21 protein-coding genes are annotated in these 19189 nt (G+C 57.8%); 6 read left to right on the top strand and 15 right to left on the bottom strand.

Translation table 11 applies throughout. The annotated features are described in order from the left end of the window. Positions 1-41: 41 nt before the first annotated feature. The 3 genes from VL197_17105 (at position 42) to VL197_17095 (ending at position 3295) form a co-directional block, all read left to right on the top strand. Positions 42-635, top strand: a complete 594-nt coding sequence (locus VL197_17105) for a sigma-70 family RNA polymerase sigma factor (GenBank protein ID HUJ19709.1) — start codon at positions 42-44, stop codon at positions 633-635. Then, positions 635-1732: a DUF2275 domain-containing protein gene (locus VL197_17100; GenBank protein ID HUJ19708.1), complete on the top strand. Its 1098-nt coding sequence runs from the start codon at positions 635-637 to the stop codon at positions 1730-1732. Before VL197_17105 ends, VL197_17100 begins: the two co-directional genes overlap by 1 nt. A 93-nt stretch (positions 1733-1825) precedes the next feature. Beyond that, positions 1826-3295, top strand: a complete 1470-nt coding sequence (locus VL197_17095; GenBank protein HUJ19707.1) for a DUF4139 domain-containing protein — start codon at positions 1826-1828, stop codon at positions 3293-3295. A gap of 39 nt (positions 3296-3334) precedes the next feature. On the opposite strand, the gene corA is transcribed toward VL197_17095, so the two are convergent. The 4 genes from corA to VL197_17075 are packed head-to-tail and all read right to left on the bottom strand — an operon-like array spanning position 3335 to position 7333. Then, on the bottom strand, positions 3335-4399 hold the full coding sequence (gene corA / locus VL197_17090; GenBank protein HUJ19706.1) for a magnesium/cobalt transporter CorA: 1065 nt from the start codon (positions 4397-4399) through the stop codon (positions 3335-3337). A 9-nt stretch (positions 4400-4408) separates the two neighbouring features. Continuing rightward, entirely contained in the window at positions 4409-5260 is an 852-nt protein-coding gene (locus tag VL197_17085) for a 2-oxoacid:ferredoxin oxidoreductase subunit beta (GenBank protein HUJ19705.1), read from the bottom strand. Then, positions 5238-6968 carry a 2-oxoacid:acceptor oxidoreductase subunit alpha gene (locus VL197_17080; GenBank protein HUJ19704.1) on the bottom strand — a complete coding sequence of 577 codons (1731 nt, stop codon included), beginning with the start codon at positions 6966-6968 and terminating at the stop codon, positions 5238-5240. Before VL197_17080 ends, VL197_17085 begins: the two co-directional genes overlap by 23 nt. A gap of 35 nt (positions 6969-7003) precedes the next feature. Beyond that, a complete protein-coding gene (locus VL197_17075; GenBank protein HUJ19703.1) occupies positions 7004-7333 on the bottom strand; it encodes a hypothetical protein in 330 nt (109 codons plus the stop codon). 46 nt (positions 7334-7379) lie between these two features. Between VL197_17075 and VL197_17070 the strand changes: the two genes are divergently transcribed. Beyond that, complete coding sequence (locus tag VL197_17070) at positions 7380-8510, top strand: radical SAM protein (protein ID HUJ19702.1); 1131 nt, start codon at positions 7380-7382, stop codon at positions 8508-8510. Positions 8511-8713: 203 nt separating this feature from the next. Here VL197_17070 and VL197_17065 read toward each other — a convergent pair whose 3' ends face one another. The 11 genes from VL197_17065 to moaA all read right to left on the bottom strand — a co-directional run bounded on the left by VL197_17065 (position 8714) and on the right by moaA (position 18157). Then, positions 8714-8989 (bottom strand): hypothetical protein, encoded by a 276-nt coding sequence (locus tag VL197_17065; GenBank protein HUJ19701.1) that lies wholly within the window; start codon positions 8987-8989, stop codon positions 8714-8716. 56 nt (positions 8990-9045) lie between these two features. Beyond that, the gene (locus VL197_17060; protein ID HUJ19700.1) at positions 9046-9534 is read right to left on the bottom strand and encodes a ferritin family protein; all 489 of its coding nucleotides are present in this window, start codon (positions 9532-9534) and stop codon (positions 9046-9048) included. Positions 9535-9638: 104 nt separating this feature from the next. Further along, positions 9639-10424 (bottom strand): prolipoprotein diacylglyceryl transferase, encoded by a 786-nt coding sequence (gene lgt / locus VL197_17055; GenBank protein ID HUJ19699.1) that lies wholly within the window; start codon positions 10422-10424, stop codon positions 9639-9641. A gap of 86 nt (positions 10425-10510) precedes the next feature. Further along, positions 10511-11623 (bottom strand): molecular chaperone DnaJ, encoded by a 1113-nt coding sequence (dnaJ, locus tag VL197_17050; protein HUJ19698.1) that lies wholly within the window; start codon positions 11621-11623, stop codon positions 10511-10513. A gap of 129 nt (positions 11624-11752) precedes the next feature. Beyond that, the gene (gene dnaK / locus VL197_17045; protein HUJ19697.1) at positions 11753-13672 is read right to left on the bottom strand and encodes a molecular chaperone DnaK; all 1920 of its coding nucleotides are present in this window, start codon (positions 13670-13672) and stop codon (positions 11753-11755) included. Positions 13673-13737: 65 nt separating this feature from the next. After that, a complete protein-coding gene (gene grpE / locus VL197_17040) occupies positions 13738-14319 on the bottom strand; it encodes a nucleotide exchange factor GrpE (protein ID HUJ19696.1) in 582 nt (193 codons plus the stop codon). Next, positions 14316-15371 (bottom strand): heat-inducible transcriptional repressor HrcA, encoded by a 1056-nt coding sequence (gene hrcA / locus VL197_17035; protein HUJ19695.1) that lies wholly within the window; start codon positions 15369-15371, stop codon positions 14316-14318. Before hrcA ends, grpE begins: the two co-directional genes overlap by 4 nt. Before the next feature lie 202 nt (positions 15372-15573). Then, the gene (locus tag VL197_17030; GenBank protein ID HUJ19694.1) at positions 15574-16101 is read right to left on the bottom strand and encodes an Hsp20/alpha crystallin family protein; all 528 of its coding nucleotides are present in this window, start codon (positions 16099-16101) and stop codon (positions 15574-15576) included. 139 nt (positions 16102-16240) lie between these two features. After that, a complete protein-coding gene (locus VL197_17025) occupies positions 16241-16504 on the bottom strand; it encodes a hypothetical protein (protein ID HUJ19693.1) in 264 nt (87 codons plus the stop codon). A gap of 146 nt (positions 16505-16650) precedes the next feature. Then, entirely contained in the window at positions 16651-17154 is a 504-nt protein-coding gene (gene moaC / locus VL197_17020; protein HUJ19692.1) for a cyclic pyranopterin monophosphate synthase MoaC, read from the bottom strand. 7 nt (positions 17155-17161) lie between these two features. Beyond that, positions 17162-18157: a GTP 3',8-cyclase MoaA gene (moaA, locus tag VL197_17015; GenBank protein HUJ19691.1), complete on the bottom strand. Its 996-nt coding sequence runs from the start codon at positions 18155-18157 to the stop codon at positions 17162-17164. A gap of 157 nt (positions 18158-18314) precedes the next feature. Here moaA and VL197_17010 point away from each other — a divergent pair, with 157 nt between their 5' ends. Together VL197_17010 and VL197_17005 are read left to right on the top strand one after the other, a co-directional pair. Further along, a complete protein-coding gene (locus VL197_17010; protein ID HUJ19690.1) occupies positions 18315-18869 on the top strand; it encodes a hypothetical protein in 555 nt (184 codons plus the stop codon). An 8-nt stretch (positions 18870-18877) separates the two neighbouring features. Beyond that, positions 18878-19159, top strand: a complete 282-nt coding sequence (locus VL197_17005) for a hypothetical protein (GenBank protein HUJ19689.1) — start codon at positions 18878-18880, stop codon at positions 19157-19159. Positions 19160-19189 lie beyond the last annotated feature (30 nt).

Raw genomic sequence — 19189 nt, 5'->3', positions numbered from 1 at the left:
ATCCCCTCGCTGGATTGTCTTATAATAATGGTGTAACCGGCATGCCGACGGCGGGTGACGATGCCGAACTCGTCGCACAGTCCCGTCAAGGCGACCTGGACGCTTTTGAACAGCTCGTGACTAAGCACCAGAAAAGGATGCTGAACATCGCGTTCAGGCTGATCGGCGACTACGACGAGGCGTGCGAAGTAGTACAGGATGCTTTCGTCTCGGCCCACAGGAACATCAAGACGTTCCGGGGCGATTCGAAGTTCTCGACCTGGCTTACGACAATAACGCTGAACCATGCGAAGAACAGGCTGAAGCAGGTCAGGGCCCGGCAAAGGCGCGTGGCTTTCTCCCTGGACGATCCTGTGCAAACCGATGACGGAGAAATGTCCAGGGGTCTGCCATCAAATGAGCCGTCCCCGCTCGACCGGCTGGAGAATCAGGACATCCGGAACAATGTGCAAGGGTGCATCGAGGCCCTGGACCCGGAATTCCGGGAGGTAATCGTGCTAAGGGATGTGCAGGACTTTTCCTATGATGAGATCGGGAGTATTCTGAAAATACGCGAGGGCACGGTCAAGTCCCGCCTCTTCCGTGCGCGCGAGGCAGTTAAGGATTGTCTGAAAAAGGCAATGGGAGATTTGTAATGGATCACAACGATATACGACATAAGTTGTCAGAATATATGGACGGTGCGGTCACGCCCGAAGAGAATGCAGTGATCGAAGAACACCTCAAGACCTGTCCGCTGTGCAGCGAGGCCTTGAGAGAACTTGAGACGACCGTCGAGCACATGAAAAATATAGAAGAAGTGGAGCCGCCTGCGTGGATGACGCAGAAGATCATGGCAAAGGTACGCGCCGAAGCGGAGAAGAAGTGGTTCATCCACCGGCTGTTCTTCCCGCTCCACGTCAAGTTGCCGCTCGAAACCCTGGGCGTTATGCTCCTTGCGGTGATGGTGTTCTTTATGTATCAAAACAACCAGCCGGCAAAATACGCCGAGTCGCCTACCCAGGAGTTCTCTCCAAAAGCGGAAACTTCTCCTCCGGCAACTGCTAAGGACGAACTTGGCAAAGCCGATAATTCCACCCACGGGAAACAGGTGCTGCAAAAGCCGGCGTATAAGGCTCTGGACATGAGGCAGGAGTACGAAAAACCCGCGCCGCCGGTACCCGAAGGCCGGACTGCACCTGCTCCTACTCCAGCGCCATCAAAAAATGAAGCTCATCCGGAAAGACGCGCAGCATCACCACAAGCCGCTGGGCCGAGCGTCGCGCGAGAGCAGTCGGTACAATTGGCTGGCGCGGCACCTCAGGCGGAGGCGAAACTAAAATCCGCTGCTCCGGCGGGGCGGAACATGGCCGCAGCAGGAGCGGATAAAGATGCGGAATGTCTCCCTTATGAGCCGAATATAGTTTCGCTTGCCGGCATCATCAACAAAAAAGACTTTCCAGGGAAACCCAATTATGAAAGCATTGGGTCAGGCAATGAGCGGGAGACCTATTGGATATTGAAATTGGACAGACCAATTTGCTTATCCGCAGATGCGAACAATGAATTGAATCAGCCGGAATTCGGCATAGCTGAAATGCAATTGGTGTTGGATTCAGCAAAATATGATGAGTATCGTTCTCTCCTCGCGAGACAGGTGACCGTGCGAGGCACACTATTTCATGCCCATACGGGGCACCACCATACAACCGTCCTCCTGAAGGTCCTTGATATTACTGCAGGAACAAATTAACAAGCCAGCCATTCCCCCGCCGGGAACTTTTCCCGCACCTCCTTTGTCTCATTCGCCAAGAGCGGTTCAATTCAGTAACAAAGGAGGTTCATCATGCAAATCAAAAGATTCATTGCGGTTGCAGCGGTAATGATCCTGCTCGGTGCCGGTTATGGTTCGGATTCATCAGCAGAAAATAAGGAAGCAAAAAACGGGGCAGCAACAAGCACTCTGGACGATCAGACCGGGATGGCGCTGACCATCTACAACGTCAACCTCGGGCTGGTGAAGGACCAGCGGCAGATCAAGCTGTTCAAAGGCGCAGGGAACCTGCGGTTCATGGATGTGGCTTCGCAGATCATGCCGACGAGCGTACATATCAAATCGCTCGTCAATCCCGAGAGCCTTCAGGTCCTCGAGCAGAATTACGAGTACGACCTCCTGAACCCCCAAAAGCTCCTCGACAAGTACGTGGGCAAAGAGGTGAAGCTTTTTACGATAAATCCGTACACCGAGCGTGAGGAGATCGTTACGGCCACACTTCTATCGAACAACGGCCAGCCCATCTTCAAGATCGGCGACGAAATCACCTTCGGCCATCCCGGCAGGATCATCTTCCCCGGCGTGCCTGAAAATCTCAACGCCAAGCCGACCCTCGTCTGGATGCTCGAGAACAGCCTGCCGACAACTCAGAGGATTGAGGCGTCCTATCTCACGAACGGCATCAACTGGCAATCCGATTATGTGGTCACGCTGAACGACAAGGATGATAAGGCGGCCCTGGCGGGATGGGTGACCATCGACAACAAGAGCGGAGCAACGTATAAGGATGCCAGGCTCAAGCTCGTGGCTGGCGACGTGAACCGCGTGAAGGACAAACACGTGTATGAGGACAGGATGATTCTTGCCGCCGAAGTGGCAGCGAAAGCTGCGGCACCGCAGTTTAAAGAGGATTCGTTCTTCGAGTACCATATATATACTCTTGAACGACCCGCGACGGTCAAGGACAACCAGACCAAACAGATCAGCCTGGTGGCTGCCGACGACATTCCGGTCAAGAAGGAGCTTTTATACTCCGGCGCAAACTATTATTACTACAATCGCTTCGGCTATGTCATGTCAAACCAGAAGATCGGCGTGTTCGTGGAGATCCGGAATAGGAAGGAGAACAATCTCGGCATACCCCTGCCCAAGGGCACGGTGCGGGTCTACAAAGCCGACAAGGAAGGAAGTCTCCAGTTCGTAGGTGAGGACTCGATCGACCATACGCCCAGGGACGAGAAGATCAGGATCAAGCTCGGCGATGCCTTTGACGTGGTCGGAAGCAGGAAGCAGACGGACTGGAAAAAGATCGCCTCAGACACCTATGAAGCGGCCTTCGAGATCTCGCTCAGGAACCATAAGAAGGAGGACGTGATGGTAAAGGTCGTGGAACCGGTCCCCGGGGACTGGATCATGCTGAACTCCTCCCACGAGTATAAGAAGACCGAGGCCTTCGCAGCGGAATTCAACATCCCCGTTCCCAGAGACAAGGAAGTAAAGCTCACCTACCGGGTGAGGATGAGGTATCAGACGGGATATTGAGAACGGTGTTCCCCTTCCCCGGCAGGAAGGTTTGACCTCTCACAGCCACTTCTTGCGTTTGAAGTAAAAGAACATCGAGACACCGATGCCGAGCATTACCAAGAGCGTGAGAAAATACCCGTACCGCCACTCGAGCTCGGGCATGTATTTGAAGTTCATCCCGTACACGCCGACGATGAAGGTGAGCGGCATAAAGATCAACGAGATCGCCGTCAGGACCTTCATCACCTCGTTCAGCCGGTTGCTCACGCTCGAAAGGTACATGTCGAGCATGCTGGAGATCATCTCCCGGTAGATGTCCACGCTGTCGATCACATGGATCACGTGGTCGTACACGTCCCGAAAATACGGGACCGTCGCCTCCCGGATGAGCGGCGACTCGTGCTTCCCCAGGGCGCTCACGACCTCCCGCAAAGGCCAGACCGCGTTATGCAGGAATATCAGCTCTCTCTTCAACTGGTAGATCCGCTGCACGGTTTTCTGTGTCGGATTCTCGATCAATTCCGTTTCGAGCACCTCGAGCTTCTCGCCGAACTTTTCGAGGATCACGAAGTAGTTGTCCACGACCGCATCGAGAAGCGAGTAGGCCAGATAGTCGGCGCCCATCTTCCGTATACGGCCCTTGCCGCTCCTGAGCCGTTCGCGGATCAGGTTGAACACATCGCCTTCGATCCCTTCCTGGAAGGAGAGGACGAAATTTGCGCCGAAGATGATGCTGATCTGCTCGGTGACGATATCGCCATTCTTGCCGCTCGACAGCATCTTGAGCACGACGAACAGGTATTCGCCGTAATCCTCCGCTTTCGGACGCTGGTCAATGTTCACGATGTCTTCCATCACGAGCCGGTGGAGCCCGAAGCACTCGCCGAGTTTTTCGAGCACCGGGATATTCTGGACGCTGTCGATGTTGATCCAGGTGACGGTCGGCTTGTTCTTGTAAGGCATGCACGCTTCGATGGTAGAAAGCTCTGTTTTGAGGAAGTTCGACTCGTCGTAATCGATGACGTGGATCTTGACCGCCTCTTCCTTCCTCTCTCCGGTGTACAACAGGGTCCCGGGAGGGAGGCCGGCTTTCCTGGTCTGCTTTTTGTTGAGCTTGCGCATAAGCGGTTGTTAATAAAACTCCTTGATCGTCGTCCGGATCTTTGTTGCGTCGAAGGCCTGGTGCACAAGCGGTTTGCCTGAGATCATCGGCAGCCGCTCCTCGAAGGTCTGGCGGTGATTGCGGTAAATGACGCCAAGCGGGATCCGGTCCCCCCATTCGAGGGCTTTCGTGAACGCGGCGGCACGGTCTCCGGGCTCGTAGCCGGGCTCGATGTGATAGACGCGCCTGCTGTACCATTCGTAGGTGTTGACCCTGTTGAAGGTCACGCAGGGCTGCAGAATGTCAATGAGAGCGAACCCGCGGTGGTTCATCGCTTCCTTCATGAGCCCCTTCAAATGGCCGGTGTCTCCGGCAAAGGCGCGTGCCGCGAAGCTGCAGTCGAGGGCCACGGCGAGGGCCATGGGATTGAACTGTTCCGACAGGACGCCGAGGGGAGCGTTCTTCGCGACAGTGCCTTCCGCCGTCGTGGGTGAAGGCTGACCCTTGGTCAGACCGTATATCTGGTTGTCGTGAACGAAGAGCTTGATGTTGATGTTCCGGCGTATGGCGGCAAGGAAATGGTTCCCGCCTTCGCCGTAGCAGTCGCCGTCGCCGGTCGTGACGATGACCGGCATGGCATGGTTCGCGAGCTTGATGCCGGTAGCCACCGGCAGCGCCCTTCCGTGAAGTCCGTTGAAGGTGTTGCATCTCGTATAGTGGGGAAGTTTAGCGGCCTGGCCGATGCCCGAAACAACGGTCACCTGGTGGGGCTCCAGGTCCAGCTCGGCCATGGCCTCATTGAAGGCTTTGAGGATCGGGAAATTTCCGCATCCCGGACACCAGGCGGGGGTTTGGCCTTTATATCTTTCCAAGGGCGGCACGGATCTCTCCTACCAGTTCTTCGAGCAAAAACGGCCTGCCGTCGAACTTATGAATGTGCGTCGTAAACTCATAGCCGGTCTCTCCGCGGATCAGCCGCTCGAACTGTCCCGTTGCGTTCTGTTCCATGCATATCGCGACCTTCGCATCGGCGAGGAACCGGACATAATCGAACTTTTCAAGAAGCGGAAGCGGGTAGACCTCGCTGAAATGAAGCATGGCGATGCTCCGCGACTTCGCAATTTCGTCCACGGCTTCCCTCAGCATTCCGTAGGTCGACCCCCAGCCGACGAGGACGGTCTCGGGATCGTGATCGCCGTACAGGAAGGGAGGCGCGATCTCCTGCCGGATCAGGGGCAGCTTGTTGAACAGCCTCTTCTGGACCATCTTCACCCTCGTCTCCGCGTCCTCGACGATATGGCCCTCCTCATCGTGCTCATCGCTGTCCGTGACAACGATATGTTTCGCATCGCCCGGAACACCGAAGGGGGATACGCCGCTCGCGGTGAAGGCATGCCGCTTGTAGTCGGCGACATTCTCGAACGCGCCGCCCCGCAGCCGGTAATCGGTATAAACGGTCCTGTCCGTGTCGATCCCGTCCATGGTCCACTGGCTGTCCGAGAGGTAAGTGTCAAAAAGAACAAAAACGGGGATCTGGAACTTTTCCGCAAGATCGAAGGCCTTATTCATGAGCAGGAAGGCCTGCTGCGGCGTTCCGGGTGCGAAGATGATCCGGGGGAACTCGCCATGCCCCGCGGAAAGAAGGAACTGGAGCTCGCCCTGCTCGGTCCGCGTGGGAAAACCCGTTGCCGGTCCCGGTCGCTGGCCCATGGCGATCACGACGGGCGTCTCGGTCATGCCGGCGAGGGACAGCCCCTCGGCCATCAGGGCAAACCCCCCGCCCGAGGTCCCGGTCATGGCGCGGACGCCGGCGAAGGACGCGCCCAGGGCCATGTTGATCGCCGCGATCTCGTCCTCGGCCTGTTCGACGATGATGCCGTACTCCCGCTCCTTGGACGCGAGATAGTTCATGATGCCCGTTGACGGGGTCATGGGGTAGGCCGCGTAGAACCTGCAGCCCGAGGCAAGCGCGCCGAGCGCTATGGACTCCACGCCGCCGATCAGCATCCGTGGCCGCGGAGAAGCGACGTCGCCCAAGGAGAATAAGCACCGGGTGCAGTTCTTCACGGCATAGTCGTAACCGGCGATGGCCGCCTTCCTGTTCCCGGCAACGATCTTCTCACCCTTCCTGGCGAACGTCTCGCCTATGTTCGTGAGCAGGTAATCGATGTCAAGGCCGAGCATCCCGAGCACAGCGCCCGTCGCCACGGTGTTCTCCATGATGCGTTCACCGCCGCTCGTGACGGCAATCTCGACAAAAGGGACATCGAAAAAGGCAGGGCCTTCCGGTTTCATTTTTAATGTTGAAGAGTCGTAAACGACGCGCCCATTCTCTGCGAGCTCCTGCTCATGACGCAGGATGCTCTCTTTGTCCAGGGCGATCAGGATATCGACGTTCTGACGCGACGCGGCGATCGGCCGTTCGGAAATTCGTATCTGATAAAAATTGTGGCCGCCGCGGACCCTCGACTCGTAATCCTGGTGGCTGAATACGTGATAACCCGCGCGGGCAAAGACCCGTCCGATCGTGTCCCCGATGGTCTGTATTCCCTGGCCGGCCTCGCCGCCGATCTTTATGGTATAGTCCATGTGCGTTCTCTCTCTGGTGGGAATGATCGCGAGCGTCACTCCATATCGTCCGGCGTGATGATGCCCGCTCTCAGAAGCTGACCGAGGAGCAGAAAGCCGCCGCAAGGCTGCGCCTTCCGGTCCATCGCGAAATCGCAGCCGTCCTTCCTGAAATCACAGGCAACGCACAGTCTCCGGATGACCGCGTCATCGGTCATGGCGTCGCGTTCCTGCTCCTTCCGCTCAAGGGGGATGCGCCTGCCCTGCTTCGTAAGGCGTTCTATGACCCGATACCCCCGGCAGGCAAGCTCTTCATTCCTGCCCGGCTTGTAGTAGGCACAGAAATTCAAACACAGTGTTTTACCGATACCCTGATCTTTTCTCATCCCGCCCATTATAACAAATTCACCTGCCCGGTGCTATAATAACCCCATGACCTATCATCTTTCGGGCCGGGCCGTGCTGAAATGGCTGGAAACACCGGCGATCTATCACATCGACAATGACGAGCTGTACGAGCTCGATGCCGATTCGTTCCGCTTCATGAAAGGGTGCATGACCGGCGAAGGCTGCCGGTCAAAGGACGGGGCGTTCATCGACTACTGCATGGATGAGGATCTTCTCACCAAGAAAAAAATCGTTTCACGGCGACCCGCGCTCCGGCAGGCCCCTGTCCCCTCCCTGCGCTATCTGGAGCTCCAGATAACCGATTCCTGCAACCTGCGATGCAAGCACTGCTACAGCGGGGAAGGGGCGGGCAATGAACTTTCGCCTGAACAGATACGCGGCATACTGGCCGAGTTCGAGGAGATGCAGGGGCTGCGCCTCCTCCTGTCCGGAGGAGAACCTCTGTTGCACAGCAGGTTTAGCGAGATCAACGAAATGCTTCCCGACTTCTTCCTGCGCAAGGTGCTGTTCACCAACGGCGTGCTGCTCCGGAAGGAGTTGCTTAAGTCGCTGAAGACCGACGAGATACAGGTCAGCATTGACGGGCTGGAAGCGGCCCACGATGTCGTCCGGGGCACCGGCATGTTCACGCGTACCCTGCAGGCGATCCGTCTCGCCCTCGATGCCGGTTTCGATGTATCGGTCTCGACCATGGTGCATCGGGCCAATCTGAAGGATTTCGATGCAATGGAAAAGTTGTTCCGCGACCTTGGGATCAAGGACTGGACCGTTGACGTGCCCTGCGCTGTAGGCCGGCTGAAGCAACACACCGAGCTTGTCGTCAGTCCCGAGGAGGGCGGCAAATACCTGGGGTACGGATTTGGCGGCGGCCTTCATTCCTCAGGCCAGGGCTTCGGATGCGGACTGCATCTGATGGCCGTAATGGCAGACGGAAAGGCCGCGAAATGCACCTTTTACGGTGATCGTGCGATCGGCACTATAGATCAGGGACTCAGGCCGGCCTGGCAGAAGATGAAACCCGTCCTCCTGAAGGACCTTGCCTGCGACTGCGACTATATCGAGGTGTGCCGGGGAGGATGCCGTTACCGTGCGGAGCTCATGAGCGGGGAGGGAGGAAAAGACCCCTATCGCTGTACTCTCTATGGTATACTTTAAGCACTGACTGATGCCCATATACCATCGTCACGCGAGAAAGGAGGAGGAATAGAATGACGATCAAGAAGGTAACGAAAAAAATGGCGCTCACCTGCAAGTGCAAAAGCTCCTGCTGAACCGTCGACCGGATAGAAACAACACGAGCCCGGACCTTGTCCGGGCTCTTTGTATTTCCGGCAGAGAGTACCGACTGCGGGCCAGCGTTATGCCGCTTCCCGTCCGAATGCCTCCCGCTCGTCAAAGTTCCTGATGAACTGCCCGATCTGAACGCCGAGATACACACACTTGAGTCCGTTCATGCACTCGTCGGCGTCCTTCTTTTCCAAACGTGTCGTCAGGGCCTCTTTCCCCCGCTTCACCGTGATCAGGTACGCATTCTTTTCCGCATCGAATTCTACGGCCGGCAACAGATGATGTTCCCCGATCTCGGGATACATCTCCATGATCTTATCCTGCAATGCAACAGTGGTATATGCCATGATCGCTCCTCCTCTCGTGGAGCAACGCTGGACGGACCCGGGACGCGCAATACCGGTCATCCGCCCTCGACAATGCCCCGTTCCTCCCACATGAACCAGTTCCCCGTATCGGACAGGAACTGGTAGGTATTGGCAAAAATGTCGTAGTGCTGCTGCTCTTCCCGGATCAGCTGTTCCAGGAACGTCCGCTCCAGGTCCTTGGTGGCGTGCGCGAGGGTCTTCTGATAATGCTCCATCCCTTCTTTTTCCATCCGCATGGCGATCCTGAACGCTTCGAGCTCATCCTGGGTCGCTTCGGCTTTCTGCATCATTTCGGACTTCATCGCCTCGAACACGGTCTTCACATTCTGCAGGGGGGTCACATCGCTGTGGGTGATATGGAGGCCTTTCACGAGCTTTGCGATCATTTCCAGGTGACGCCGTTCATCCTGGGTGATCGCTTCGAACATCTTTTTCCCCGCCGGGTACCTGGTCTTGCGAGCGGCCTCGGTGTAAAAGGCTATTGCGTCCGTTTCCATCCTCATTGCCAGTTCCAGAGCATCCATGAGAGCCTCCCTTTGAAGTTTTGAGCAGCACTCCGGGCAGTCATAGAGGACATCAGGGGTCCTCTTAACCGCCTGGTAATTCTTAGTATACCACAAGGGAGCGCTCAGGAAGGCGGCGCTTCCCGATGCGACCTGAAGTACAGCAGCACAATGCCGGCAAGGACCATGCAGGCGCTGAGCGCCTGTCCCATGGTGAACGGACCGGCGATGTAGCCGAGCTGCGGGTCCGGTTCCCGGAAAAACTCCCCGACGATCCTGAGCATGCCGTAGAGTGAGACGAACAGTGCAATGACAACGCCTGTTTGACGCACCCTATCCTTGATCGTCCACAGGATCGTGAAGAGGACCACTCCTTCGAGACAGAATTCATAGAGCTGCGACGGATGGCGCGGGAGCGGGCCTCCGCCGGGAAAGATCATGCCCCAGGGAACGGCAGTGATCCTGCCGTAGAGCTCGCCGTTGATGAAGTTCCCAAGCCTGCCGAACCCGAGCCCGATCGGAGCCGTGACCGCCACGAGGTCGGCCACCAGCCAGGGGTCCGTCTTGAACCGCTTGCAGCACCAGACTCCAGCCAGAACACTCCCGATGAACCCCCCGTGAAAAGACATCCCGCCGTGCCACAGGGCGAACACATCGAGAGGATGCTGCAGGTAAAAGGCCAGGTTGTAAAAGAGCACATAGCCCAGACGGGCCCCGATGATCAGGCCGAAGATGAGGGAGGAGTAGAAGGAGTCGAGAAAGTCGCCCGTGAGCGGGAGACGCCGTTTCTTCACTTGATGGCGAACAAGCACGTACGAAGAGACGAATCCCAGAACATACATGAGTCCATACCATCGGATCGCAAAAGGTCCGACGCGCAGGATTTCGGGATCTATGGAAGGATAACGGATCATGAATTACCATTCCCGCGACATGCCGCCGTGCTGGGCTTCCGCGGGGTGCTCGATGAGATCAGGGTGGGGAGAAACCCGGGGGATCATTTCTTCGCCTTGTCGCCAAAGATCTCCTTCACCTTGTCAAAAAATCCCGTGGTGATCGGGGCCGAATGCTCGCCGTTCAGGCGATCGAATTCCAGGAGAAGCTCTTTCTGCCTCCCCGTCAGCTTGGCCGGCACCTCGACCATGATCCTGCAGACCTGGTCACCCGTTCCCGAGCCGCGGAGGTGCGGGACGCCCTTGCCTTTTAGCCGGAATACGTGCCCCGGCTGCGTGCCCGCCGGTATCTTCAGCTTCATGGGACCCGTGAGCGTGGGCACTTCGATCTCGGCGCCGAGCGCCGCCTGCACGAACGTAATCGGGACCGGACAGATGATGTCCAATCCCTCCCGCTGGAACAGGGCGTGCTCCCCGACGGCAAGGTACACATAGAGATCGCCGGGAGGCCCTCCGTAGGCGCCCAGTTCCCCCTCCCCGCTCAAGCGGATCGTGGTCCCCGTTTCAACGCCTGCAGGAACCTTGATGGAAAGCGTCCGCTCGCGCTCCACCCGTCTCCGGCCCTTGCATGTCTTGCAGGGTTCGGTGATGATCTTTCCTTCACCGCCGCAACGGGGGCATGAACGGCTGATGCTGAAGAAACCCTGCTGCGTCCGGACCTGGCCGGACCCGTGGCAGTAGGAACACGTGATGATCTTATCCTTCGAGGCGGCGCCCAATCCGTCGCACTCGGGGCAGCGCTCCCAGCGGGGCACGCGGATCTTGGTCGCGGTCCCGAAGGCGGCGTCCTCGAAGCTGATCTTCAGGTTGTAGCGGAGGTCGTCTCCAGCGACCGCCCGGGCGCCGCCCCGGCCGGTGCCGAAGAACTCCCCGAAGATATCGCCGAAGATATCGCCCATGCCCATGCCGGCACCAAAGCCCCCCGGTCCGGCCTGCGCACCGGGCGCCGTACCGAACTGGTCGTAATAGGTGCGTTTCTGGCCGTCCGACAGGACCTCATACGCCTCGTTGATCTCCTTGAACTTGTCCTCGGCTTCCTTGTTCCCGGGGTTCTTGTCCGGGTGGAATTCGTGGGCCAGCCGGCGGTATGCTCGCTTGAGCTCCGCGTCCGTGGCATTGCGATGGACCCCCAGCAGTTCGTAATAATCCTTGGCCATAAATCCCTTCACCGGCTACCCGCGGCGCTCATGATGCGGCTTTCCCGCGCGGAGACAGACATGCTTCAGAAAAAGAGGATAGCGCCGCCGGCTTTTCCCGGCAACCGCTATCCTCGGTGCGTAACGGCGTTACTTCTTGTCCTTGTCCACTTCCTCGAACTCGGCGTCGACGACCTTTTCCTCGGGCTTCGCGCCTCCATCCCCGGCCGGACCCGACGCACCCGCACCCGGTGACTGCTCCTTGTTCATCTTGGCGTAGACTTCCTCGGCAAGCTTGTGCGACGACTTCGACAGGTCGGCGACCGCCTTCTTGATGGCGTCGGCATCCTGCCCGTCCTTTACCGCCTTCGCCGCCTCGAGGGCCTTCTGGATGTCGGCCCGCTCGTCCTCGGTCAGCTTGGAGCCGTAATCGGCCACCGATTTCTCGACAGAGTAGATCAGGGTGTCCGCCTCGTTCCTCGCCTCGGCGATTTCCCGCTTTTTCTTGTCCTCGGCTGCGTGCGCTTCGCTCTCTTTGAGGGCCTTGTCGATCTCATCCTTGCTCATGCCGCTGGACGCAGTGATCTTGATGGACTGCTCCCTGCCCGTTCCGAGGTCCTTTGCCATCACATGCACGATGCCGTTCGCATCGATGTCGAAGGTGACCTCGATCTGCGGGATCCCCCGCGGCGCAGGGGGAATGCCCATGAGTTCGAACCGGCCGAGGGTCTTGTTGTCCGCAGCCATCTCGCGCTCGCCTTGGACCACATGGATCGAGACCGCGGTCTGATTGTCCGATGCCGTGGAGAATACCTGGCTCTTCTTGGTCGGGATTGTGGTGTTCCGCTCGATGAGCCGGGTGGTCACGCCGCCCAGCGTCTCGATGCCGAGCGACAACGGCGTCACGTCGAGGAGTAGCACGTCCTTCACCTGGCCGGTCAGGACCGCGCCCTGGATCGCCGCGCCGATCGCCACCACCTCATCAGGGTTCACGCCCCGGTGCGGTTCCTTCTTGAAGAACTCCTTCACCGCGGCGATCACCTTGGGTGTGCGCGTCTGGCCGCCCACGAGGACCGCTTCATTGATCTGGTCAACCGTCTTGCCCGCGTCGCTGAGCGCCTTCCTGCAGGGATCGATGCTCTTTCTGATCAGGTCGTCCGCCAGCTGCTCGAACTTGGCGCGCGACAGCTTGTACAGCAGATGCTTGGGCCCGCTCGCGTCGGCGGTCACGAAGGGCAGATTGATCTCCGTCTCCATGACGTTCGACAGCTCGATCTTGGCCTTCTCGGCCGCTTCCTTCAGGCGCTGGAGCGCCATCTTGTCCTTGCTCAGGTCGATCCCCTGGTCCCGCTTGAACTCGTCCACGAGCCATTTGATGATCCTGTCGTCGAAATCGTCGCCGCCCAGGAAGGTGTCGCCGTTCGTCGACTTCACCTCGAACACGCCCTCGCCCAGCTCCAGGATGGAGATGTCGAACGTGCCTCCGCCCAGGTCGTAGACCGCGATGGTCTCGTCCTTTTTCTTGTCCAGCCCGTACGCCAGCGACGCAGCGGTCGGCTCATTGATGATCCTGAGCACATTGAGCCCCGCGATCTTGCCGGCGTCCTTCGTGGCCTGGCGCTGGCTGTCGTTGAAATAGGCCGGCACGGTCACGACCGCGTCGGTCACCTTCTCGCCGAGGTAGTCCTCAGCGGTCTGCTTCATCTTGGTCAAAATCATGGCCGATATCTCGGCCGGGCTGTACACCTTCCCGCGGATCATGACGTGCGCATCGCCGTTCGCCGCTTTTTCGATCTTGTACGGAAGGTGCTTCATCGCCTCCTGTACCTCGGCCGAGTCGAATTTGCGTCCGATCAGCCGTTTGATCGAGAAAATGGTATTGTCCGGGTTCGTGATCGCCTGACGTTTGGCGATCTGGCCCACGAGCCGCTCGCCGCCCTCGGTGATCGCGACCACCGACGGCGTGGTCCGGCTTCCCTCCGAATTCGGGATAACGACCGGCTCGCCGCCTTCCATGATCGCTACGCAGGAGTTGGTCGTCCCCAGGTCAATTCCTATCACTTTTGCCATATAAGCCTCCTTGGATATTCACGATGATTGCATCTCACTCTTTCGTCCATGCTGCCCGTTCTGTTTTATGGTTCTGAAGCTGCGACCGCCTCCGACTGCGGCTTCTTCGACACGCTGACCTTCGCGTGGCGGAGCACTTTATCGTGGTATACGTAGCCGTCCTGGAATACCTGCACCACGGAGTTTTCCGGCACCTCGTCAGTAACGACCTGCATCATCGCATCGTGCTTGGCCGGGTCGAACGGCTCGCCCTTGGCTGAAAACCGTTTTACACCGAACTTCTCGAGCAGATCCCGAAGCTGTTTATAGACCAGCTCCACACCCTGCTGCAGTCCTTCTCCCGCCCCGCCCGCTTCCGCAGCGTGCTTCAGGGCGAGACACATGGAATCCACCACCGTCAGCAACTCAAGCACGAGCTGCTCATTTGCGTACTTCTTGTACTCCGCCATGTCACGCTGCATCCGTTTGCGGTAATTATCGAATTCCGCGTAGACCCGGAGATACTTGTCGTTTGCCTCGGCAGCCTCCTTCGCCTTCTGCTCGGCGGCCTGGATCAGCCTCTCCCGCTCGTCGGAGGCTGCCGCTTCACCCTCCTGCGGAACGGGGGGTCCTTCGTCCTCGTACTGTTCGTCCCATTCGTTCTTCATTTGTTCAGACCTCGCTGATATCGTTCGCCAAGCAGTTTCGTCAGCAGCTGCGCCGTATAGTCCACGACCTGGATCACCTGTTTGTAACGCATCCTCGTCGGCCCGATCACGCCGAGCGTGCCCACGACGTTGCCGGCGGCATGGTAGGTGCTGACCACCATGCTGCATCCCTGCATCTCAAAATAAGGGTTCTCCGACCCGATGAAAACTTTCACGCCTTCCGCCGCCGCGCTCCGGTCAAGCAGCGTTAGGAGCTTATACTTGTCCTCGAACGCTTTGAACAGGCTCCTCATCGTCTCGACGTTCGCGAATTCCGGGCTCTCGAGGACCTGCGACGCGCCGCCGATGAAAACCTTCTCCGCATCCCGTTCCTGGACCTGCTGGCTTGCCCGGTAGGTTTCTTCCATCACCCGCATGAAAACCTGCTTGTCCTCCCTCAGCTTTTCCACGAGCCGCTGACGGATCTCGGCAAGCGTCCGCTGTTCCAGTTCCTCGTCCAGGTAGGCGCTGAAGTAGTTCAGGTCATGCTGCGTCACGGCCGCATCGAGCTCGATCAGCTTGTTCTGGACCATACCGGTATTCGTCACGAAGATCAGCAGCACCTGTCTGCCGCGCAGCCGCACGAACTCGATATGCTTGAACGTTCCTTCCGGCTCCGAAGGCGCAACCACCACGCCTGCGCACTTGGAGAGAGTTGCCAGGAACCGGCTGGCATCCTCCATGAGGCCGTGAAGGTCCCTCTCCTGCAGGAGGGGAATCTCCGGCACCTGTCGTAGCTGGACCTCTATGTCTTCGCTGTCCCTCCGGATGTTGATGATACTGTCAATATAGTAGCGGTAGCCGCGGTCTGTGGGTACCCTCCCGGCCGACGTATGAGGATGCGTAAGATACCCCCGCTCCTCCAGATCGGCCATGATATTCCTGAGTGTCGCTGAACTCAGTCCGAAGTCGTAGCGTTTGACCAGAATGGCCGACCCCACAGGAGCACCATTGGCGATGTAACTGTCTATTACAGCCTGTAAAACCCTTTTATTTCTTTCATCTAACTCCATAAAGCATTCACCAGGATGCTCAGGGAAAAAAGTTAGCACTCACGCTGCGAGAGTGCCAACAATTTAGCATACGTGACTTCCCGTGTCAAGCGTTCATTCACCCTCATGTACCCGGAAATCCTTTGAAATAAGGCCTTAAAAAACATCCCGCATCCGTCCATAAGATGCGGGATGTCACCATCGAAACCGAATTTCCCGACATTTAGGCGGCCTTCTTTACGTCCGCCTTTTCCCCTTCAATCATCTTCGGTGTTTCAATCTCTATCTTTTTGGCCTTCGGAGCGATCTTTGGAACGGGTAAGCTCACTTCGAGAATGCCGTTCGCGAATTTCGCCTTTACCTGGTCGGCCTTCACGCCCTCGGGAAGCGTGAATCGTCTCTCGAAGCTGCCGTACGACATCTCTCTGTGGATGTAATCTTCCTCCTTGGTGTCCTTTTCCGTTTTGCGCTCACCTTTGATGATCAGCTGCCGGGCATTCTCATCGAGCGTTATCTCGACGGCTTTGGGATCGATTCCCGGAAGTTCGCACTTGACGATCAGGTCACTGCCCTTCATGTAGCTCTCCACCGAGGGAACCCAGGCATTGAACGTTTCTGCAGCTGTAACATCCCGTCCCATGCCAAGCCGGTCAAAAAGCCTGTCCATCTCATGCTGCATGCCACGGAGTTCATCCAACGGATCCCATCTCTGAAGAGTCCCAAAGGGGTTCCAGCGTACGAGACTTTTCATAGTAATCCCTCCTTCCGAACTCACCATGCTATTTTCTATATATCACAATATTAGCACTCTGTCAAGTAGAGTGCTAACTACCAATATAATATACTGATATTATTATATATTTTATTAAATAAACAGGAAAATGGATTCGCTATGACGTGTGTCGGGAAGTGAACCCGCCCGGTATCACGAAACGGTCGGTTATGATCTTGCGGAACCTAGGGGTGTAAATCAGCTCATAAACGGATTCTTTGTCAGGGAACAAGAGCAGAGCTGCCCGCTTCGTATCCTGCATGATAGTGAACGCCTCCTTCAGCGTCAGGTCTTTCTGCTGCAGAAGAAGAGCCTGCGCGAGGTCCACGATGAACCTGAGGCGTCTCATTTTCCTTTCTTCTTCCAGGAGTTTTTTCTTCATATCGACATCTCCGCCCCGGCGCTGCGGACGGAACCAAATGACGGATGCTGGTATAAAATACCATGTTCAGGCGGCAATTTCAGTAATAAAAAAAGCGGGGCCTCTTTCCCCGCTTCTTGTCCCGGATTGTAAGTTCAGGCACCGCGTCAGGACCGCTTGAAGGTCCCGCTCTTACCGCCCGTTTTTTTCATCAGCTGCACGCCGGTGATCGTCATCGCCCGGTCCACGGCCTTGCACATGTCATAGATGGTGAGACCGGCGACAGCTGCGGCCGTCAGGGCCTCCATTTCCACGCCCGTTTTCCCCGTCGTCCGGGCCGTCGCGCGGACAAGGACACTCGATGAGGGGGCGTCCGGCTCAAATGCGACCTCGACGGACGTGAGAATCACCGGATGGCACAGGGGGACCAGTTCAGGCGTTTTCTTCGCTGCCATGATGCCGGCCACGCGGGCAACGCCGAACACGTCTCCTTTCGAAATGTTCCTGTCAAGAATGAGGCCGAGCGTTTCCGGCTGCATATTCACCCGGGCTTCGGCTTCCGCCTCGCGGACCGTTTCCGCCTTGCCGGAAACATCGACCATGCGCGCCCTGCCTTCTTCGTCGAAGTGGTTCAGTTTCGGGCCGGCTTCCTGTCCTTTGTCACTCGTCACCCCGCGCTCATCCCCCTATCCCCGACATGGTCCGTTCGAAACAGTACGGCAGTCCCCGGTCCCGGTCGATATAGTGGTGCTCCGGCTTGATCTCCAGGGCCAGCCTCAGCAGCCGCTCCAGTTCCCGCTCATCGCAGCCTCCGCGCAAAGGCGACTTCACATCGATCTCGGTATCCGACAGGAGACAGGGCCTGATCTTCCCGTCGGCCGTGAGCCGCAGCCGACGGCAGGCTGCGCAAAAGTGCTTGCTGATAGGGCTGATGAACCCGATCACGCCCGCAGCTCCTGAGATCCGGAAATTCGAGGCGGGGCCTGCTGACTCATTGCCGCGTGCAGGGGCGAGCGTACCGAACTCGCGTTCGATGACCTCCCGGATCTGCGCCCCGCTGACACAGGCTTCGCTCCGCCACCGGTCGTTCGCGCCGATGGGCATGAACTCGATGAACCTGACGTGCAGGGGGCGGTCGATCGTGAGCCGCGCGAAGTCCAGGATTTCATCATCATTGACGCCTCTGACCGGGACCATGTTGATCTTGACCGGGGAAAATCCCGCCTCCTCCGCCCGCCGGATACCTTCCCAGACGTCGGACCAGTGGTCGCTTCCCGTCATGGTGCGGAACTTTTCCGGAAGGAGGGAGTCGAGGCTGATGTTGAGACGCCCGATCCCTGCATCACGAAGTTCGCCGACCATGCCGGCGAGCAGCACACCGTTCGTGGTCAGGCTCATGTCCCTGATCCCGTCGACGGACCGGAGCGACCGGATGAAGTCAACGATGCCGCGCCGCACGAGCGGTTCACCGCCGGTGATGCGGACGTGCGTGATGCCGAGCGGCACGGCCACGGAGACGATCCTGAGCATTTCCTCATACCGGAGAATGTCTCGGTGCTGGAGGCTCCCGATGCGGGCTTTCGGCTTGCAGTACAGGCAGGAGAGATTGCATCTGTCGGTGACGGAGATGCGCAGGTAGTCGATGCACCGGTTATTGCGGTCAACGAGGGCCATGAAAAAATGTACCACAGGCGCGGAGCCGCTGCAAGGCAAATTATGACCTTGACCTGCCCCTTTTTTATCAGTATAATTTTGACACTGTCCTGGACCTGATCGGACAGCGTGACAGAAGCGGTTGATTTTCCCTGCGCGATGAGGTGAGCCGGCAGCAATGTCAACAAGTCTGAAGCGAAGTATTCTCGGCCGCGGGAAGGGTTACCTGAACTTCGCGGGGCCGCAGTCCCGGTTCATCATCTTCCTGATATTCGTGTTGATGGCATACACGCTGCTTCTGCGGGTGTTCCAGAAACTCGCGGAGATGCTCCAGCTCCCCCTGTTCTTCTCCATATCCCTCATAACGTTGCTGGTCTTCATCGGGGTGGTAGGCACGGTGTATTCCCACTCCTTCGTCGGCCCCATGCTCAGGATCCGCAGGACCATCGATCAACTGGCGCAGGGTGACACATCCGTTTGCATCAGGCTCAGGGAATCCGACGATCCCATGCTGAAGGAGCTTGTCGATTCGATCTGCCGCCTGGCGCAGCACCACCGGAACTCCCATGCCGCGATCGCTGCGTCGGCGCAGGACCTGACGGAGGCGATCGGCTCATTGCAGCATGCTGTGCAGGCCGGCGCAGACAAGGCGGAGCTGCAGAAACACCTTGACGGTGTCCGCGGGAAGCGGGACGTGCTCGAAAAGATGGTCGAATCGCTCGGCGGGTCATAGGCGTCGTCATGGCGGAAACCGGGATCAGGGGCAAGAGCATGAAAGCGGTTGCAACGGATGTGGCGGAAGGCTACGTCTCGATGAACCCGCTGTTTCTGAAGAAATTCGACAAGGACATGGTGAAGGAGCTGTTCGAGCACCTGAACAAGGCCATGACCGGCGCCAGAACCGCAAAGATCGATCTCACCGACTCCGCTTCCGTGCGCAACAGGAACATGCGGCTTCAGCGGCTGCACAATGCGATCATCATTTTGAGAAATGTGGCCCGCGAAAAACGAATCCCCATCTGAATAAAAAAGGGACGGAGATTTCAATCTCCG

The sequence above is a fragment of the Nitrospirota bacterium genome (genome assembly GCA_035516965.1).
Lineage (GTDB): Bacteria > Nitrospirota > UBA9217 > UBA9217 > UBA9217 > MHEA01.
Note: the sequence above shows the minus strand (reverse complement) of the source record. Positions and strands in the feature narration are given on the sequence as shown.

What these genes read in the sequence shown, in the direction of transcription:
- VL197_17105 (HUJ19709.1), top strand. Translation starts at nt 42, where the DNA reads ATGCCGACGGCGGGTGACGATGCCGAACTCGTCGCACAGTCCCGTCAA.
- VL197_17100 (HUJ19708.1), top strand. Translation starts at nt 635, where the DNA reads ATGGATCACAACGATATACGACATAAGTTGTCAGAATATATGGACGGT.
- VL197_17095 (HUJ19707.1), top strand. Translation starts at nt 1,826, where the DNA reads ATGCAAATCAAAAGATTCATTGCGGTTGCAGCGGTAATGATCCTGCTC.
- corA (HUJ19706.1), bottom strand. Translation starts at nt 4,399, where the DNA reads ATGCGCAAGCTCAACAAAAAGCAGACCAGGAAAGCCGGCCTCCCTCCC.
- VL197_17080 (HUJ19704.1), bottom strand. Translation starts at nt 6,968, where the DNA reads ATGGACTATACCATAAAGATCGGCGGCGAGGCCGGCCAGGGAATACAG.
- VL197_17075 (HUJ19703.1), bottom strand. Translation starts at nt 7,333, where the DNA reads ATGAGAAAAGATCAGGGTATCGGTAAAACACTGTGTTTGAATTTCTGT.
- VL197_17070 (HUJ19702.1), top strand. Translation starts at nt 7,380, where the DNA reads ATGACCTATCATCTTTCGGGCCGGGCCGTGCTGAAATGGCTGGAAACA.
- VL197_17065 (HUJ19701.1), bottom strand. Translation starts at nt 8,989, where the DNA reads ATGGCATATACCACTGTTGCATTGCAGGATAAGATCATGGAGATGTAT.
- VL197_17060 (HUJ19700.1), bottom strand. Translation starts at nt 9,534, where the DNA reads ATGGATGCTCTGGAACTGGCAATGAGGATGGAAACGGACGCAATAGCC.
- dnaJ (HUJ19698.1), bottom strand. Translation starts at nt 11,623, where the DNA reads ATGGCCAAGGATTATTACGAACTGCTGGGGGTCCATCGCAATGCCACG.
- dnaK (HUJ19697.1), bottom strand. Translation starts at nt 13,672, where the DNA reads ATGGCAAAAGTGATAGGAATTGACCTGGGGACGACCAACTCCTGCGTA.
- grpE (HUJ19696.1), bottom strand. Translation starts at nt 14,319, where the DNA reads ATGAAGAACGAATGGGACGAACAGTACGAGGACGAAGGACCCCCCGTT.
- hrcA (HUJ19695.1), bottom strand. Translation starts at nt 15,371, where the DNA reads ATGGAGTTAGATGAAAGAAATAAAAGGGTTTTACAGGCTGTAATAGAC.
- VL197_17030 (HUJ19694.1), bottom strand. Translation starts at nt 16,101, where the DNA reads ATGAAAAGTCTCGTACGCTGGAACCCCTTTGGGACTCTTCAGAGATGG.
- VL197_17025 (HUJ19693.1), bottom strand. Translation starts at nt 16,504, where the DNA reads ATGAAGAAAAAACTCCTGGAAGAAGAAAGGAAAATGAGACGCCTCAGG.
- moaA (HUJ19691.1), bottom strand. Translation starts at nt 18,157, where the DNA reads ATGGCCCTCGTTGACCGCAATAACCGGTGCATCGACTACCTGCGCATC.
- VL197_17010 (HUJ19690.1), top strand. Translation starts at nt 18,315, where the DNA reads ATGTCAACAAGTCTGAAGCGAAGTATTCTCGGCCGCGGGAAGGGTTAC.
- VL197_17005 (HUJ19689.1), top strand. Translation starts at nt 18,878, where the DNA reads ATGGCGGAAACCGGGATCAGGGGCAAGAGCATGAAAGCGGTTGCAACG.